The following is a 16,157-nucleotide window of genomic DNA, read 5'->3' on the forward strand; positions in this document are numbered from 1 at the left end:
CAGGGCATTCTTTAGGCTATGAAAGTTCGTGCGACAATTATCGGTCTTGCAAGTAGCCTTGGCATTTTCGCCTCTGTGCCCGCTCAAGCGGATGAACGCATTTGGCTGGTCGCTCACAACGCTGAACGAGCCGAATTTGGCGTCGCGCCGCTCGAATGGTCACGCAGGCTAGAAGGCGAAGCGCTCGAATGGGCCCAAACGCTCGCGAGAGAAGGGCGGATTCGGCATTCATCTCCGGACAAAAGGGGCGGCGCTGGCGAGAACCTTTGGATGGGAACGGCGGGCTACTTCACCCCGCAGCAGATGATCGCTCATTTTGCGGCGGAGAAGCAGCATTTCCGGGCGGGCGATTTCCCGCAGGTCTCGCGGACGGGAAACTGGGCCGATGTTGGGCACTACACCCAGATCGTCTGGGCTACCACGCGCGAGGTCGGCTGTGCCACAGCACGCGGCGCGCGTTTCGATGTGCTTGTTTGCCGCTATTGGCCAGCTGGGAATCTGATGGGTGCCCGGATTGCACCGCGCGACAACATAGCCCGGCGCTAGACGCCGAACTGATCCGCAACCAGCTTGGCAAACGCGTCGGCGCGGTGAGAGATCGCGTGCTTTTCCGAAGGATCGATCTCAGCGAAAGTTTGATCGCCATCGCGTGCCGACGGAACGAAGACCGGATCGTAGCCAAAGCCCATTTCGCCGCGCGGAGGCCATGTTAGCGAGCCGGGGCATTTGCCTTCATAGACAGCATGCTCACCGTCCGGCCAAGCAACCGCTAGAACGCAGTGGAATGCGGCTGTGCGATCTGTGTCGGGGCCAAGCTGCTGCAGCATCCCCTCGACCTTGCCCATCGCCATGTACCAGTCGCGGCCCGGATCGCCCTCGAACCATTGCCTTTCAGCCCAATCGGCGGTGTAAACGCCGGGGCGTCCGCCAAGCGCATCGACACTTAGGCCGCTGTCGTCTGCCAAGGCAGCAAGCCCGGAGGCTTCGGCAGCTGAGCGCGCCTTGATCAGCGCGTTCTGGGCGAAGGTGGTGCCCGTCTCAGGCGGCTCCGGCAGACCCAGTGAGCCTGCCGAAATGCACTTCATCCCGTACGGATCGAGCAACGCCGAAATCTCTTTCAGCTTGCCCGGATTGTGTGTCGCGATGACGAGCGATCCACCTCCGAGCTTGCGGCTCACTTCACCGCGTCCAACTGCGCCTTGAAGATCGCATCGCAACCAATGTTGGCAAGACGCAAGAGGCGCAGCAGGCCTTCCTCGTCATAGGTCGCGCCTTCAGCGGTCGCCTGAACTTCGGCGATCTGGCCGCCATCGATGAGTACGAAGTTGGCGTCTGCGTCGGCGCTCGAGTCTTCATCATAGTCGAGGTCGAGCACAGGGGTGCCCTCAAAAATGCCGCAGGAGATAGCAGCGACCTGCCCGGTGATCGGGTCTTCCTTGATCGCACCTTCAGCCATCAGCTTGCTGACTGCGAGGCGAAGGGCCACCCAAGCGCCCGAGATCGAGGCCGTGCGCGTGCCGCCATCGGCCTGGATCACGTCGCAATCGAGAGTGATCTGACGCTCGCCAAGCTTTTGCAGGTCAACCACTGCGCGCAGGGATCGACCGATCAGGCGCTGAATTTCCTGCGTGCGGCCCGACTGCTTTCCACGTGCCGCCTCGCGCGATCCGCGGGTGTGCGTGGCGCGTGGGAGCATCGAATACTCGCCCGTAACCCAGCCTTCGCCCTTGCCGCGCAGCCATGGCGGGATCCGTTCTTCGACGCTCGCGGTGCACAGCACCTTGGTGTCGCCGAAGCTGATGAGGCACGATCCCTCGGCATGCTTGGTGTAGCCGGTCTCGATTGTGATAGTGCGCATTTCGTCTGCGCTACGTCCTGAAGGGCGCATTAGGTACTCCGTATGTCTGTGTTGCGGGCCAAGTGGCACCCCAGGCTTGTCGCCGCAAGCGCAAAGACTAAGATTACCCCTATGGCATCCCCACCGATCACCGAATTGACGCAAAGAGCACGCGAGATTTTCAGGCGCGTGGTCGAAGAATACATCGACAGCGGTCAGCCGGTGGGCTCAAAGACGCTCGCAAGCGATGGTGCGCTCAACTTGTCGCCAGCCTCTATCCGCTCGGTGCTGGCCGAGCTTGAGGGGCTAGGCTTGCTCGCCGCGCCTCATACCAGTGCGGGCAGGATGCCGACCGATGCTGGCCTGCGCATATTCGTCGATGGGATGATGCGCGTTGCCGAACCGAGCGCCGAAGAGCGCGCACAGATCGAAGCGCGGCTTGCGGAAGGCGGACCTGTAGAACAGGCGCTTCAGAAGACGAGCGCGCTCTTGTCTGAGCTTTCGGGCGCGGCAGGCATGGTCATGGTCCCGACGCGCGAACAGCGGCTTGCCCAGTTCAGCCTCGTCAGCCTTGGACAGGGCAGAGCGCTTGCGGTGCTGGTGGGCGAGGATGGCGGGGTCGAGAACCGTGTGCTCGACCTCGATCCGGCAGCGACAGGCTCGCTCGAAGCGGCGAGCAATTACATTACCTCGCGACTTGCCGGTCGCACGCTTGCCGAAGCGGCGCAGGCGATGCGGGCGGAAATCAAGTCCGGCAAGTCGCAGTTGGATGATGCGAGCCGCGATCTTGTTGAGCGCGGACTTGCCGTGTGGAGCGCAGATGCGGACGAACGGCCTGTCCTGATCGTTCGCGGTGCTGCAAACCTCCTCGACGAAGCCGCGATGGGTGATATCGAGCGTGTCCGCTCGCTCCTTGATGACCTTGAGAACAAGCAGTCCGTCGCACAGCTCCTCGAGAGCGCCCGCGAGGCCGACGCGACCCGTATTTTTATTGGTGCAGAGAATCGCTTGTTCGGTCTATCGGGCTCTTCCGTCATCGCTTCGCCCTATCGCGACATGGAAGGTCGCGTGGTCGGGGTGCTCGGTGTGATTGGGCCCACGCGCTTGAATTACGCGCGCGTGGTCCCCATGGTGGACCTAACGGCCCGTTCACTGGGCAAACTGATCGCTTAATCAGGAAAACCAAAAGACATGATCGACAACGATAAGCCGCAGGTGGATGCGGCAGCTGAAGAAGAATTGAAGGGTGTGCCCGAGGAATTCCTCGATGATGGCAGCGAAGATGAGAGCGAAGGTGAGGGCGCTCTGGGTGAGGCGCTTGAGGCGCTTCGCGGCGACCTTGAGGCTGCCAAGCAGGATGTCCTTTACGCGCGCGCTGAAACACAGAACGTTCGCCGCCGTGCTGAGAAGGACATTGCCGATGCGCGCAACTATGCGGCGACAGGCTTTGCCCGCGATATCCTGAGCGTGTGGGACAATCTCAGCCGCGCGGTCGATGCGATACCTGACAGCTTGCGCGAAGACGACAAGATGAAAGGTCTCGTCACCGGCATCGAGGCGACCCAGCGTGAGCTTGAAAAGGTTTTCAAGCAGCACGGCGTTGAGCGCGTGGCCGCTGTCGGCCTGCCGCTCGATCCCAACCAGCACCAGGCGATGATGGAAATCCCCTCGGCCGATCACGAGCCGGGCACGGTGATTCAAGAAATGCAGTCGGGCTGGATGATCAAGGACCGCCTGCTGCGCCCCGCAATGGTGGGCGTCGCTAAAAAGGCGGACTGATCAATACTCAGATCGTCAATACCATCTGCAAATTGCACCGTGAGTAGGGCGTGGACCATTTGTCCTCGCTCGAAAGCGGGGTGAAGCCCTTGCGTTTGTAGAGCGCGGTCGCGGCCTGAAGCTTGTCGTTCGTTTCGAGCCACAGGTGGTCCATACCTCTCTCACGAGCGGCTTCGATCAGATGGTCGATAATCGCGCTGGCAATTCCGCGTCCCTGGTGGTCGGGGTCGGTCGCCATCTTGATGATTTCTCCCCAGCGGCCCTCGCCGGATGGCGGACGATGCGCGGGGATTAGCGCTCCTGTGCCGACAACTTTGCCATCGCATTCTGCGACTGCGATAGCGCCGCCAGGGTCCATGATTGTCTCTTGTGGATGCTCCAGCTGGCGACGATCCTCGTCCTCGACGCCGAAGTCCGCCTCAATCCAGCGTAGATTGAGCGCCGCAAATGCCTCTGCATCGCTGGAGCGGAATTCGCGGATCAGAATGGCAGGCTCGCTCACCCGAAGTCCGGCAGCGGGCTTGCCTCGATATCGGCAACCAACTGCTTGTTCATGGCGGACTTGTTGGCGTGGAATGCGCCGGGATTGAGTTTTTTCAGTTCGGCCAATGTTTTGGCGATGGTCTCTTCGACTTCGTCCGGGCCGACCACAAGGTCGAAGTAACCGACTTCGCGCGCTTCGGAAGGCGAGAACATCTGCGATGTGGCCACCGCCTTGCGCCCGGTCGAATTCAGTCGCGCGCCACCAAGGATCATCGGATAGATTGGGAGCGCCATCCCGATCGCACTTTCATTCATGCCGGTCACGAAGTTGCCTTCGGTGCCGATGGCGCGATCGCTCGCGAGCATCAGGAAGGCGCCCATCGGATAGGCATGCCCCTCGCAAAGGGTGACGACCGGGGCAGGGTGCCGCAAGATCGCGAGCAGCGCGTCCTTGCCCCCCTGAAGCTGCGCGGTTGCCGCTTCCGGTCCAGCTGCGAAACCCTTCAGGTCGAAGCCTGCGGAAAAAATCCCTTTGCGCCCGCGAATGGCAACCGGTGCCTGATTCTGCGCACACTCGGCCAGCGCCGCAACGAGGGCATCAAGCTTTTCCTTGTTGAGCGCATTTACCTTGCCATCGTCCATGGTCAGGATGTGCGAGCCATCAAGAGTGGAATGGGTGATCATGTCTGAGTGCTTTCTGCGTGTCGTTAGGTGGCGCCGGGGCGGGTTCTGATTTGCTTAGAATACGAGATAAAGCGCCAGGTACCGAATGTTGAGTGCGCTGAGAATTGCGATGTTTTGCCAGTCTTTCTTGCAGAACATTCCGGCTGCCATCAGAACTAGCAGGATTACAGTCAGGACGATGCTCACGGGGTTGCCAGCTATTGCTGCGAGGCCCGACTGTGAGGTTATGTATGCCCATTGCACGATGACGAGCGCGATCAGGATGCCCAAGACCACACGGCGCACCCGGTAGAAGTGATCGTCGAGGTCGGTGAAGGCCTCGGGGTCCGACGGGAAAACGAGCCGCGCTGCAAGATAATAGGACGATGCAAAAGCCGTTACGCCGACGATCGTTGCCGGCGAGACATTGATGAGTTCGCGGATCGCCCAAGCGAACATCCAGAAACTCATGAGGTCGAGCATAACAAAGACCGCAAAAAGCGGAGTCAGCCAGCCTATGGTGAACCGCTCATGCGCTGCATCCCGCGCAAACTTGTACTCCATCGCCCGGCCAAGCCCTGCGAGCAACTCGACCATCGAGAGACCAAGCACGAGCGCGTAGAGCACAAAGACGAACTCGAAGTCGTTCATCGCTAGAACTTACAGTTTTGCGTTCTGACTGCGTGTTATTGCGCAGACCGCTTACTGGCCACCTAGCTCGGAGATATTGAGCTGCGCATCATGATATTGGCCCTGCTCATATGAGCCGATCCAGATTTCATAATCGCCGCTCTGTGCTGGTCCGAAGACAACCGAGGGGTTTTGCCCTTCGCTGCCATCGTCGTTGCAGTACCAGTTGCCGTCCGGCGCATTGATCACGAGGACGGTGTCCTCATCGGAAGTCGCCGAAATGTAGAGTGGGAAGGCGTTGGGGCTCTCGTCTGCGGTAAAGCTGAGGCGCACGTCGGGATCTTCGGAAATGTAACCGACGCATCCGTCAATCGCTTCGCTTGCGTCGATGTCGCCGCCCGACGTGACGCTGACCGTGCGAGGGTCGTCCTCAAAGTTAGCCGACAAGGTGACAGTGCCCGAGTTAGGATCGCCGAAGATGTTCTGGGCGAGAGCCGTGCCCGACACGCCAAGTGCAACAGTCGCAAGAGCGATGGAAATGCGTTTCATGAAATTACCCCTCCAAAGCGGCGCCAATCGGGCGCAGCGTCATCCTGTTCATCTTAGCCCGATTAATGGGGGCTTGGCCACTCGCTATCTCGGCAGCGTGGCACCGTCGAACTTGACAAGGACGTCGTAAGCTTCCTTGTCGGCAACGCCCGCTACCTTGACTCCGTGGCGCAGCCAGAAAGCGTGCTTCACAATCTCTGCCTGTTGTTCAATGCCATACTTCTTGAAAGGCTGTCCGGGCTTCAGACTGTAGTCGTAGCGGCAAAACGGGTGCCGGTTGAGGATCAGGTACCAGTCGCCGCGCATCTGTGTCTGCCAGACATGCGTAAGCTCATGGATCAGTAGGCCCTGCCGCAGAATGTTCACGCTCGAAAAGTCGTCACAATAGGCGCTGCCTTCCGGATGGAAGTGCACGTGCCCGCGCGGTGCCATCGTCACCTTCCTGGGCTGGAACGGAAACCACTTGCGCCGCCTGATCTGGACAGAGCCGTAATCGATAGCGTCACCAAAAACGGTGCGCGCAATCTCGACTTCGCCGGAAGTCAGGTGACGCTCGCCGCCCACCGGGCAGGCGGGCAGCAAAGCGTCCCCTTTATCTAGCGAGGGCTGTTCGTTCAGCGCTCTTCCCCGGCGGCGCGAACTTCTGCGTCGAACTTGTGAGTCTTGCCGCCCGAAACCGTAAGAGTGACTTCAGTGGTGTCACCCGGCTGAAGATCAGGCGATACGCCCATTGCCATGACGTGATAGTCGCCCGGTTTGAATTCGACCGTGGTCCCGTTCTTCACCGGGATCGGCAGCGCTTCCATCATCTGCACTTCGAAATCATATTCGCCGAACTGGTGCATGACTGCGCTTTCGGCCCCTTCGACCGACACGCGGCCAAGCGAGAAGGCACGGTCGCCGTCATAGGAAAAATCGAAATAGATCGCTGCCGGATTGCCCGAAACAGGGGCGAGAACCATGCGCGGATTTTCAATCGTGACGCCTTCGATAACGCCTTCGGGCGCGGTTTCTTCGACGACTTCGGCTTCTCCGCCGCAAGCCGCAAGGGCCATGCTTCCTGCCAGTACAAGCCCGAATGCTGCCCGTTTCATCGCTACTCCCGTCATATTATTGCTCATTATTGTAATACCCCGTGAAACTGTTCCACCTTGTGGATGGTGCAAAAACTAGAGCGCTGCGGTTCTTGTGCCAAGCGAAACCGCACCTATATCGCCAGCATAATTCGAGCCGCCGAGCCGTCTCGCCGCTTTTGGGAGGCGCAAGGCGCGGTGTCCAACAAGACCTAAGAGATGGGAACAACATGGGTAAAGTAATCGGTATCGACCTCGGCACCACCAACAGCTGCGTTGCTGTCATGGATGGCGGTAAGCCCAAGGTTATCGAGAATTCGGAAGGCGCTCGCACGACGCCTTCGATCGTCGCCTTCACCAAGGATGGCGAACGTCTGATTGGCCAGCCCGCAAAGCGCCAGGCCGTCACCAACCCCGACAACACTCTTTTCGCGATCAAGCGCCTCATCGGCCGCCGCTTCGACGATCCTACCACCAAGAAGGATATGGACATCGTCCCCTACAACATCGTCAAGGGCAAGAACGGCGATGCATGGGTTTCAGCAGGCGGCGAAGAGTATTCGCCTTCGCAGATTTCGGCGTTCATCCTGCAGAAGATGAAGGAAACCGCTGAGAGCTATCTCGGCGAAACGGTTGAGCAGGCCGTCATCACGGTCCCTGCCTACTTCAACGACGCCCAGCGTCAGGCAACCAAGGATGCAGGGCAAATTGCCGGCCTGGAAGTCCTTCGCATTATCAACGAGCCGACGGCGGCTGCGCTTGCCTATGGCATGGACAAGGAAGACGGCAAGACCATCGCCGTTTACGACCTTGGCGGCGGTACGTTCGACGTCTCGATCCTCGAGATCGGCGACGGCGTCTTTGAAGTGAAGTCGACCAACGGTGACACCTTCCTTGGCGGTGAAGACTTCGACAATGCGATTGTCGAGCACCTCGCCGAAGCCTTCAAGAAGAAGGAAAACATGGACCTGAAGACCGACAAGCTCGCTCTTCAGCGCCTCAAGGAAGCCGCAGAAAAGGCCAAGATCGAGCTTTCGAGCTCGGCCACGACCGAAGTCAATCTGCCCTTTATCACCGCTCGCATGGAAGGTGGCTCGTCCACCCCGCTGCACCTCGTCGAGACAATCAGCCGCGCTGACCTCGAAAAGATGGTCGGCGACCTGATTAACCGCACTCTCGATCCGTGCAAGAAGGCGCTTGCCGATGCAGGCGTATCGAAGGACGAGATCGACGAAGTGATCTTGGTTGGCGGGATGACCCGCATGCCCAAGGTTCGCGAAGTGGTTGAGAAGTTCTTCGAAGCCAAGCCGCACACCGGCGTGAACCCGGACGAAGTCGTTGCGATGGGTGCTGCCATTCAGGCGGGCGTTCTGCAGGGCGACGTCAAGGACGTGCTGCTGCTCGACGTTACCCCGCTTTCGCTGGGTATCGAAACGCTGGGCGGTGTCTTCACTCGCATGATCGATCGCAACACGACGATCCCGACCAAGAAAACCCAGACCTACTCGACCGCCGAAGACAACCAGAACGCGGTGACGATCAAGGTCTTCCAGGGTGAGCGCGAAATGGCGGCAGATAACAAGCTGCTTGGCAATTTCGACCTCGTAGGCATTCCGCCTGCACCGCGCGGTGTCCCGCAGATCGAAGTGACCTTCGACATCGACGCGAACGGCATCGTGTCCGTCAGCGCGAAGGACAAGGGCACCGGCAAGGAGCAAACGATCAAGATCCAGGCTTCGGGCGGTCTGTCCGACAGCGACATCGATCAGATGGTCCAGGATGCCGAGAAGTTTGCAGAAGAGGACAAGAAGCGCCGCGCTGGCGCCGAGGCCCGCAACCAGGCCGACAGCCTTGTCCACGCAACCGAAAAGCAGCTCGAAGAAAACGGCGACAAGATCGACGCCGAAACCAAGAGTGCCGTTGAGGAAGCGATTGCTGCAACCAAGACCGCTCTCGAAGGCGACGATGCCGACGAAATCAACGCCAAAGCCCAGGAACTCACGCAAGCTGCGATGAAGATGGGCGAGCAGATCTACAAGCAGGAGCAGGAAAACGCTGCGCCTGAAGGTGGCGATGCTGGCGAAGAGGCCGCTGCTGAAGAAGAGAGCGACGAAGACGTCGTCGACGCCGAGTTCTCGGAAGTCGACGAAGACAAGAAGGGCTAAGTTAGTTCCTTGGGCGATTAACCCGCTAGACCCCCTCGCTCAGCCTGCCATGCGCGGGCCGGGCGAGGGCGGTTGGAAGGCAAACTAATGGCTACCCAAACAGATTATTACTCCCTGCTCGAAGTATCGCGAGACGCCGACGGCTCGACGATCAAGTCCGCCTACCGCAAGCTCGCGATGAAATGGCACCCGGACCGCAATCCGGGCAATGCAGAGGCTGAAGCAAAGTTCAAGGCCTGCAACGAGGCCTATGAATGCCTCAAGGACCCTCAGAAGCGCGCGGCCTATGACCGCTTCGGCCATGAAGCCTTCACGCAAGGCATGAATGGCGGTGGCGGCCCCGGCGGTGGGCACGGGCCTGATGGTTTTGCCGATATCGGCGACATTTTCGAAACGATCTTCGGCAGCGCCTTTGGCGGCGGTGGAATGGGCGCACAGCGTCAACGCCAGCGCCGCGGCGCAGACCTGCGTTACGACATGCAAGTCACGCTCGACGAGGCCTTCCACGGCAAGTCGACAGAGATCGAGATCGAAGTTTCGCAAAGCTGTGACACTTGCGACGGTTCAGGCGCGGCTCCCGGAACGAGCGAGCGCACCTGCAACCTTTGCCATGGTCAGGGTTCAGTACGCGCAAAGCAGGGCCTGTTCGTCGTTGAACGGCCATGCCCAACCTGCGGCGGGCGCGGCCAGGTCATCGAAGATCCGTGCGGCGATTGCCGCGGCGAAGGTCGCGTCGACAAGGCGCAGGCGCTTCAGGTCGATATCCCGCCGGGCGTCGACACCGGCACCCGCATCCGCCTTTCCGGCAAGGGAGAGGCAGGCCAGCGCGGTGCGCCTCCGGGTGATCTGTACATCTTCGTGCATGTGAAAGAGCACCCGCTGTTCGAGCGCGAAGGGACGACGCTCGCGACGCGTGTACCGATCAGCTTCACCACGGCGGCCCTCGGCGGCAGCGTCGACATTCCCGACCTCGACGGTTCGACCAACACGGTCGACATCCCGGTCGGCATTCAGTCGGGCAAACAGCTGCGCGTTCGCGGTGCCGGTATGCCGGTGCTGCAAGGGCGAGGTCGCGGCGATCTTGTGGTCGAGGTGAAGGTCGAAACTCCGACCAAGCTGAGCCGCAAGCAGCGCGAGATCCTCGAGCAATTCCGGGATACGGAAACCGGCGAGGAATGTCCTGAAAGCCGTAGTTTCTTCTCGAAGATCAAGGAAGCGTTCGGCGGCTGATGCTGCCGAGCTGTCGTTGACGCTCGACACAAAGGTCTGTCAGGCCTAGGCATTCTCTCGGAATTGGGAGACATGCCATGACAAAACTCGGCCGTATCGCCGCCGCACTCGGCGCTGGCACCATCCTCGCATCGCCGCTTACCGCGCAGACCAACTGGGACAGCGTCGAAGTCACCGCTGAAGAAGTCGCACCCGGTATCGCGGTGCTGTTCGGGCGAGGCGGCAATATCGGCGTCAGCCATGGCGAGGATGCGACGCTGATCATCGACGATCAATACGCACCGCTCAGCGAAAAGATCGAAGCCGCAATTGAAGGCCTCGGCGCGAGCCCTGTGCGCTACGTCGTCAACACCCACTGGCACGGCGACCATACCGGCGGAAACGAGCATTTCGGCGAAACCGGCGCGACCATTTTTGCCCATGACAATGTCCGCATCCGTCTAGCCGAACCACAGCAGCGCGGTGAGCGCACGATCGGCCCGTCTCCAAAGGAGGCTCTGCCCGTCGTCACCTATCCCCAAGGCATGCGCTTCCACCTCAATGGCGACACGATCAACCTGATGTATTTCGGCGGCGGACACACCGATGGCGACAGCGTGGTGTTCTGGGAGGAGGACAACATCGTCCACATGGGTGATCTCTATTTCAAGATCCCCGGCTTTCCCTTCATTGACGTGGCCTCTGGCGGAAACGTCCACAACGCGATGCGCACGCTCGACCTCGTCATCATGATGATCGACGACGAAACAAAGGTCATTCCCGGTCACGGCCCCATGTCTAACAAGGCCGAACTGGCTGCCTACCGCGCCATGATCGGCGAAGCGGTGACCCGTGTCGAAGCCTCGCGTGAAGAAGGCAACTCGCTTGAAGAGACGATCGCCGCTCGCTTGCTTGACGATTTCGAGCGCGGTGAGGGTTTCATCGATGCCGACGGTTTTGTGACAGCTATCTGGAACAGCGACAGCTAAAGCAGATCAGGTCGCGGGGCCCATTCGCTCTTCGATCTCGCCGCGTATCTTCGCGATCATGTGACCCCGGCATCGACCGGCCGCGGCCTCCTCGTCGAGGACCGCGAGGAATGCGGCGCGCTTGGCATGCTGGATCGTGCTGTTCTGCAGACCGCCATCGACGGTTGAAGCGACAAGGTCGATCATGCGCTCGGCCCCGTGCAGGCGCCCCCAGAGGTAATCGTTTTCGCGATAGGCGCGGCTGAAGAAGGCCCCGAAATTGTAGAACTCGATACCGCGAAGGGTCGCGCGCGTGCCGCCATCGCGGATCGAAGTTGCATCGTCGGGCGAGATGCGATCGATCTTGACCGGATTGTATTCGTCCAGCCCCTCACTCTGGAGTAAGGGTAGCGTCGCAACGTCATAGAACGGGAAGCCTAAATAGGTGAGCAGCATGCGCCGCTTCAGGTTCTTCGGCATCTCTGTAAGAGCATCGGCGAACTTGTGTTCGGCCATCAGATCCGTCTCGGGAAGCAGGCGTTGCGTTTCCAGGAAATCCAGCACTGCACCGGGCTTCTCGAGCACGTCCATCGCAAGTTCCTCGAAATGGTCGCCCAGCATCGAGTTGTCGTCGGCCGCGCGATAAAGCGCGAGAATGTCGTAAATTTTCTCTCGCGCCAAATCGAGCGCATCGTCCGGGATTTCAGGATCGATCTCCCAATCGCGTGACAGGCGCCGGGCGAGCAATTGCAGCCGCCGGATGCGAAAACCAATATCGTGCGCTCGGAAGAAACGAATGGCTTCCTCGCGCGCTCCGCCATGTTCCTGCGTCAGTTCTTCCAGCCCGCGCCGCACCAATTCATCCCGCAATGCGGTGGCGATGGGACCGCAGTCTGGAAGCGCAAGGTTGGGGGCAGCTGCATGGGCTAGATGTGCGAGGCGGTCGACAATGGCGCTGAACTTGGTCTGCGCATAGGCACCAAACGCATAGCCCGCATTCTCGGCTGCGGCCTGCTGCGCCTTTGACCGCCAGTTGCCGAGCCGCTTGGGTGTCGGGGAATCGAGGAAGAATGTTCGGCCGAACAGCTTTTCGACCGCGCGATCGATTTCAGGACGCAGCCCCATGACAATCCGCCGCAATCTGGCCGCGTCCTTGGACTGCAGTTCGATGCGTTCAAGGTCATCGCGGATGGGTTGCTCGCGAGGGATTGTTGAAAGCGAGCCGAAGATGGAGCTGAACCACCCGATGGGCTGGGGTTCGTCTGCCGCGCTTGGTTTGCGGCGGTCGGGACGCGGTTCGATGTAAACGAAACGGCGGTCCACTTCTCGCTGCGAAGTTCGTGCTGACAACGCCTCGAAGGCTGCGCCAAAGGGCGCGTTGACCAGAACAGCTCCATCGATCAGCGCGACGCTGTCGACGGTGTTTTGCCGCACATGCGTTGGCATGATCCGAGAAAGGAAGCTGCCACGGCTATCCCACATGCGCCCTTCCTGAAGGGCAAGCCGGTCGATCTCATCAAGGATCAGCGGCGGGAAAGCGCCGGGAAAGCTGGCAGTCGCTCTGGCCGCGAAAACAAGCTCAAGCGGATTGGCCAGTTCGTCACCGCTATGTTCGACCGCGAGCGCGCGGAAATCGATTGGCATCCGGTGCTCCGTCTCTTCGACCAGCGGTGGTGAATTGAGCCGGAGCATTTCGGGATGCCCGCGAAAATCGGTTGCCGTGACGAGCAGGTCGATCGGATGGCCCGGCGGAAGCAATGGCGGTCCCGGTGCCTCATTCGCCATGCTCTCGAACGCTTCGAAAAGCATCGCGGAGAACCGGTCGCCTGAGAACGGAGGGCTGAACCAGCGGCCTCGCACGAGCTTCGAAACCTTGTCGCGCACTTCGTCGCGGGTTTCAGGCGAAACACTTTCGCTGACCGCGTTGCCGGGGCGCGAAAGGAACCAGTTTGCAATGGGTTGTGCCCAGAACTTGGCATAACGCCACATGGGTTGAGCATCAGGATCGGTCAGCTCGCTGACATCGGCATTTTCGAGCCAGAGGTCGGTCAGCGGCTCAAGCGAATGTCCAGAATGCATCGCCTGCGCGAGAAAGATCGCGTTGATCCCGCCAGCGCTCGCCCCGGTGAGGATATCGGGTAGAATACGAAGGCGCAGTTGGTGTTCGCCTTCGATTTGCTGGAGGAAGTCGCGATAGACAGCCGCAACACCGTCAGGCTGCTCGAATTCGCCTTTCGAGTGATGAGCGCGGCTCGCCCTGGCGAGATGCCAGATCTCCTTCGTGACGCCGTGCATGTACACTGCAAGGCTGACGCCTCCATAGCAGACCAGAGCGAGGCGAAGTTCCTTTTGCCGCATGGCTCAATTGATGCCGTGGATAGCGGACAAAGGCAATTGCGTTCCACAAATGTTCTGGTTACAGATTGCGCCATGGCTAAGACAAAGCGCCGATATGTTTGCGCAAATTGCGGTGCAGTGAGCCCGCGTTGGCAGGGGCAATGCGCCGATTGCGGGGAGTGGAACACGCTCACCGAAGATGCGCCGGCGACGGTGTTCTCGCAAAAGCATGATTTATCGAGTGGGGGCAGGGGCATCGAGTTTGTTCCGCTAAACCGTCCTGCCGAATTACCGGTTCGCAAATCAACTGGACTGGCAGAATTCGATCGTGCGCTGGGCGGGGGGATCGTTCCAGGATCAGCTGTGCTGATGGGCGGCGATCCAGGGATCGGTAAGTCCACTCTGCTACTTCAAACTGCGGCAACGATTGCACGCGGTGGCAATGATGTCGTCTATGTCAGCGGCGAAGAAGCGGCCGGCCAGGTCCGGCTGCGCGCTCAAAGGTTGGGCGTCGCCGATGCGCCGATCCGTCTCGCTTCGGAAACATCGGTCCGCGATATCCTGACGACGCTGGGGCAGGGCGATCCGCCTGCGCTTTTGATCATCGATTCGATCCAGACCATGCACTCCGACACGATCGAAGGCGCGCCGGGCACGGTTAGCCAGGTTCGCGGCTGCGCGCTCGAATTGATCCGCTATGCGAAGTCATCAGGCGCTGCTCTGGTGCTGGTCGGACACGTCACGAAAGATGGCAACATCGCCGGGCCGCGCGTGCTCGAACACATGGTCGATGTCGTGATGAGTTTCGAGGGCGAGCGCAGCCATCAGTATCGCATTCTGCGAGCTCTCAAGAACCGCTTTGGCGCAGTCGACGAGATCGGCGTCTTTGCAATGGCCAGCGGTGGGCTGGACGAGGTTTCGAACCCGTCGATGCTGTTTCTTTCCGGTCGCGATGCACCTCTGGCCGGCAGTTCGGTCTTCCCCGCACTTGAAGGGACGCGGCCGGTGCTGGTCGAGATACAGGCGCTCATTGTGCGGCTTCAGTCGGGCGCAACGCCGCGCCGAGCCGTCGTCGGTTGGGATAATGGGCGTATGGCTATGTTACTAGCCGTTCTGGAGTCGCGCTGCGGGCTGAATTTCTCCAGTGCCGAAGTCTATCTCAACATAGCCGGAGGCTATCGTCTGTCCGATCCCGCCGCCGATCTGGCGGTGGCCGCTGCGCTTGTTTCCGCGCTCGCCGACAAGCCATTGCCCGACAAGAGCGCTTGGTTTGGCGAGGTTTCACTTTCCGGTGAGATTCGCCCGGTTGCCCACTCCGAACTTAGATTGCGTGAGGCGGGCAAGCTCGGATTTGCCCGAGGATACGGCCCATCGGATGCTAAGACCGGTTCATCGACGGTGCGATATACCGGGTTGGGACAACTCGCGAACCTCGTTGACCAGGTGATGGGCAGCCAATAACTCGTCTTTCCCATGACGCTGTTCGATATCATAGTGCTTATTATCGTCGCTGTTGCGGCGATTGGTGGCTTCATGCGCGGGCTTGTGCAGGAAGTGCTCAGCCTTGCGGCGTGGATCCTGGCGGCCTTCTCGGTCTACTACCTCCACACCCCGGTCACCGAACAGATGCGTCAGTACCTCGACGCAGAACCCGCGACGCCGCTGCTTGCATTCGTACTGTTGCTGCTCATCCCGTACGCAGCGATGAAAGTGATTGCGAGCAATGTGGGCGAGGCCGCGCGCGGGTCGATCCTTGGCCCGATTGACCGGGTGCTCGGCTTCGGGTTCGGTGCGCTCAAGGGCGCAATCATCGTGATTTTTGCTTTCTCGGTTCTGGTTCTCGGGTTCGATACCGTCTGGGGCTACAAAGGCCGTCCCGACTGGATCACGCAGGCTCGGACTTACCCTGCCGCCGACGCTTTCTCGCGCGAGCTTGTCCAGATGATTGCTGATCGTCGCGCGCAACTGCTGGGCGAAGAAGAGGCTGAGGACGAAGCGTCCGCCGAGTGATGGCGAGTTCCTCGACCAAGCTTTATACGCCGCGCCTCCTCGCATTGTCGGCTGAGCTTGCGCGCTTTCCGCTTTCGGGGTCATTTGATTACCAAGCAGAAGCGCGTTCGCGAACTTGCGGGAGCACCATCGAAGTAGGGGCCAATCTGGACGCAACCGGACGTGTCGCGAATACTGGCATGCAGGTAACGGCATGCGCCGTGGGTCAAAGCTCTGCTGCGATCATGGCTCTTTCTGCTGAGCGAGTTACAGCAGACGCCTTTACGACCGCCCTCGACGAAATAGAGGCTTGGCTTGCGGGCGAGGGCGGGCTCCCAACCTGGCCCGGTTTCGATGCGCTGGAGCCAGCGCTCGATCACAAGGGGCGTCATGGAGCGCTGCTGCTGCCGTGGAAGGCTATGGTCGATGCGCTTTCCTCAGCACCAACCCCAAGCTAAGGCAGAGGTTCTTCCCG

At 60.2% G+C, this 16,157-nt stretch carries 18 protein-coding genes; 9 read left to right on the forward strand and 9 right to left on the reverse strand.

Features of this window, described 5'->3' with window-relative positions:
- Positions 1-18: 18 nt before the first annotated feature.
- Positions 19-546 carry a CAP domain-containing protein gene (locus NAP1_RS05235; RefSeq protein ID WP_007164197.1) on the forward strand — a complete coding sequence of 176 codons (528 nt, stop codon included), beginning with the start codon at positions 19-21 and terminating at the stop codon, positions 544-546.
- Here the strand turns inward: NAP1_RS05235 and rdgB are convergent.
- Positions 543-1,178 carry an RdgB/HAM1 family non-canonical purine NTP pyrophosphatase gene (gene rdgB / locus NAP1_RS05240; RefSeq protein WP_007164198.1) on the reverse strand — a complete coding sequence of 212 codons (636 nt, stop codon included), beginning with the start codon at positions 1,176-1,178 and terminating at the stop codon, positions 543-545. The genes NAP1_RS05235 and rdgB overlap by 4 nt on opposite strands.
- A complete protein-coding gene (gene rph, locus NAP1_RS05245; RefSeq protein ID WP_040464263.1) occupies positions 1,175-1,888 on the reverse strand; it encodes a ribonuclease PH in 714 nt (237 codons plus the stop codon). The genes rdgB and rph overlap by 4 nt, the downstream gene beginning before the upstream one ends.
- Positions 1,889-1,969: 81 nt before the next feature.
- Between rph and hrcA the strand changes: the two genes are divergently transcribed.
- Both hrcA and grpE read left to right on the forward strand, forming a co-directional pair.
- The gene (hrcA, locus tag NAP1_RS05250; protein ID WP_007164200.1) at positions 1,970-3,010 is read left to right on the forward strand and encodes a heat-inducible transcriptional repressor HrcA; all 1,041 of its coding nucleotides are present in this window, start codon (positions 1,970-1,972) and stop codon (positions 3,008-3,010) included.
- An 18-nt stretch (positions 3,011-3,028) separates the two neighbouring features.
- A complete protein-coding gene (gene grpE / locus NAP1_RS05255; protein WP_007164201.1) occupies positions 3,029-3,616 on the forward strand; it encodes a nucleotide exchange factor GrpE in 588 nt (195 codons plus the stop codon).
- Positions 3,617-3,623: 7 nt separating this feature from the next.
- Here grpE and NAP1_RS05260 read toward each other — a convergent pair whose 3' ends face one another.
- The 6 genes from NAP1_RS05260 to NAP1_RS05285 form a co-directional block, all read right to left on the reverse strand.
- A complete protein-coding gene (locus NAP1_RS05260) occupies positions 3,624-4,118 on the reverse strand; it encodes a GNAT family N-acetyltransferase (RefSeq protein WP_007164202.1) in 495 nt (164 codons plus the stop codon).
- Positions 4,115-4,783, reverse strand: coding sequence for a crotonase/enoyl-CoA hydratase family protein (locus NAP1_RS05265; RefSeq protein ID WP_007164203.1), 669 nt, complete (start codon positions 4,781-4,783; stop codon positions 4,115-4,117). The genes NAP1_RS05260 and NAP1_RS05265 overlap by 4 nt, the downstream gene beginning before the upstream one ends.
- A 54-nt stretch (positions 4,784-4,837) precedes the next feature.
- A complete protein-coding gene (locus NAP1_RS05270) occupies positions 4,838-5,413 on the reverse strand; it encodes a hypothetical protein (protein WP_007164204.1) in 576 nt (191 codons plus the stop codon).
- 51 nt (positions 5,414-5,464) lie between these two features.
- On the reverse strand, positions 5,465-5,941 hold the full coding sequence (locus tag NAP1_RS05275) for a hypothetical protein (RefSeq protein WP_007164205.1): 477 nt from the start codon (positions 5,939-5,941) through the stop codon (positions 5,465-5,467).
- Positions 5,942-6,025: 84 nt separating this feature from the next.
- Positions 6,026-6,523, reverse strand: coding sequence for a vgr related protein (locus tag NAP1_RS05280; protein ID WP_241761182.1), 498 nt, complete (start codon positions 6,521-6,523; stop codon positions 6,026-6,028).
- A gap of 32 nt (positions 6,524-6,555) precedes the next feature.
- Positions 6,556-7,035: a copper chaperone PCu(A)C gene (locus NAP1_RS05285; protein ID WP_007164207.1), complete on the reverse strand. Its 480-nt coding sequence runs from the start codon at positions 7,033-7,035 to the stop codon at positions 6,556-6,558.
- Positions 7,036-7,244: 209 nt separating this feature from the next.
- On the opposite strand from NAP1_RS05285, the gene dnaK reads away from it, so the two are divergent.
- The 3 genes from dnaK (at position 7,245) to NAP1_RS05300 (ending at position 11,377) form a co-directional block, all read left to right on the forward strand.
- Complete coding sequence (gene dnaK / locus NAP1_RS05290; protein ID WP_007164208.1) at positions 7,245-9,179, forward strand: molecular chaperone DnaK; 1,935 nt, start codon at positions 7,245-7,247, stop codon at positions 9,177-9,179.
- A gap of 87 nt (positions 9,180-9,266) precedes the next feature.
- Positions 9,267-10,409: a molecular chaperone DnaJ gene (gene dnaJ, locus NAP1_RS05295; protein ID WP_007164209.1), complete on the forward strand. Its 1,143-nt coding sequence runs from the start codon at positions 9,267-9,269 to the stop codon at positions 10,407-10,409.
- A gap of 77 nt (positions 10,410-10,486) precedes the next feature.
- Positions 10,487-11,377, forward strand: a complete 891-nt coding sequence (locus NAP1_RS05300) for an MBL fold metallo-hydrolase (protein ID WP_007164210.1) — start codon at positions 10,487-10,489, stop codon at positions 11,375-11,377.
- A gap of 6 nt (positions 11,378-11,383) precedes the next feature.
- Here NAP1_RS05300 and NAP1_RS05305 read toward each other — a convergent pair whose 3' ends face one another.
- Positions 11,384-13,714, reverse strand: coding sequence for a patatin-like protein (locus tag NAP1_RS05305; protein ID WP_007164211.1), 2,331 nt, complete (start codon positions 13,712-13,714; stop codon positions 11,384-11,386).
- A 72-nt stretch (positions 13,715-13,786) separates the two neighbouring features.
- Between NAP1_RS05305 and radA the strand changes: the two genes are divergently transcribed.
- The 3 genes from radA to NAP1_RS05320 are packed head-to-tail and all read left to right on the forward strand — an operon-like array spanning position 13,787 to position 16,140.
- Positions 13,787-15,154, forward strand: a complete 1,368-nt coding sequence (gene radA / locus NAP1_RS05310) for a DNA repair protein RadA (RefSeq protein WP_040464265.1) — start codon at positions 13,787-13,789, stop codon at positions 15,152-15,154.
- Positions 15,155-15,166: 12 nt separating this feature from the next.
- Positions 15,167-15,703, forward strand: coding sequence for a CvpA family protein (locus NAP1_RS05315; protein ID WP_007164214.1), 537 nt, complete (start codon positions 15,167-15,169; stop codon positions 15,701-15,703).
- Entirely contained in the window at positions 15,703-16,140 is a 438-nt protein-coding gene (locus tag NAP1_RS05320) for an iron-sulfur cluster assembly scaffold protein (RefSeq protein ID WP_007164215.1), read from the forward strand. The genes NAP1_RS05315 and NAP1_RS05320 overlap by 1 nt, the downstream gene beginning before the upstream one ends.
- Positions 16,141-16,157 lie beyond the last annotated feature (17 nt).

The sequence above is a fragment of the Erythrobacter sp. NAP1 genome, assembly GCF_000152865.1.
In the GTDB taxonomy this organism is placed as follows: domain Bacteria; phylum Pseudomonadota; class Alphaproteobacteria; order Sphingomonadales; family Sphingomonadaceae; genus Erythrobacter.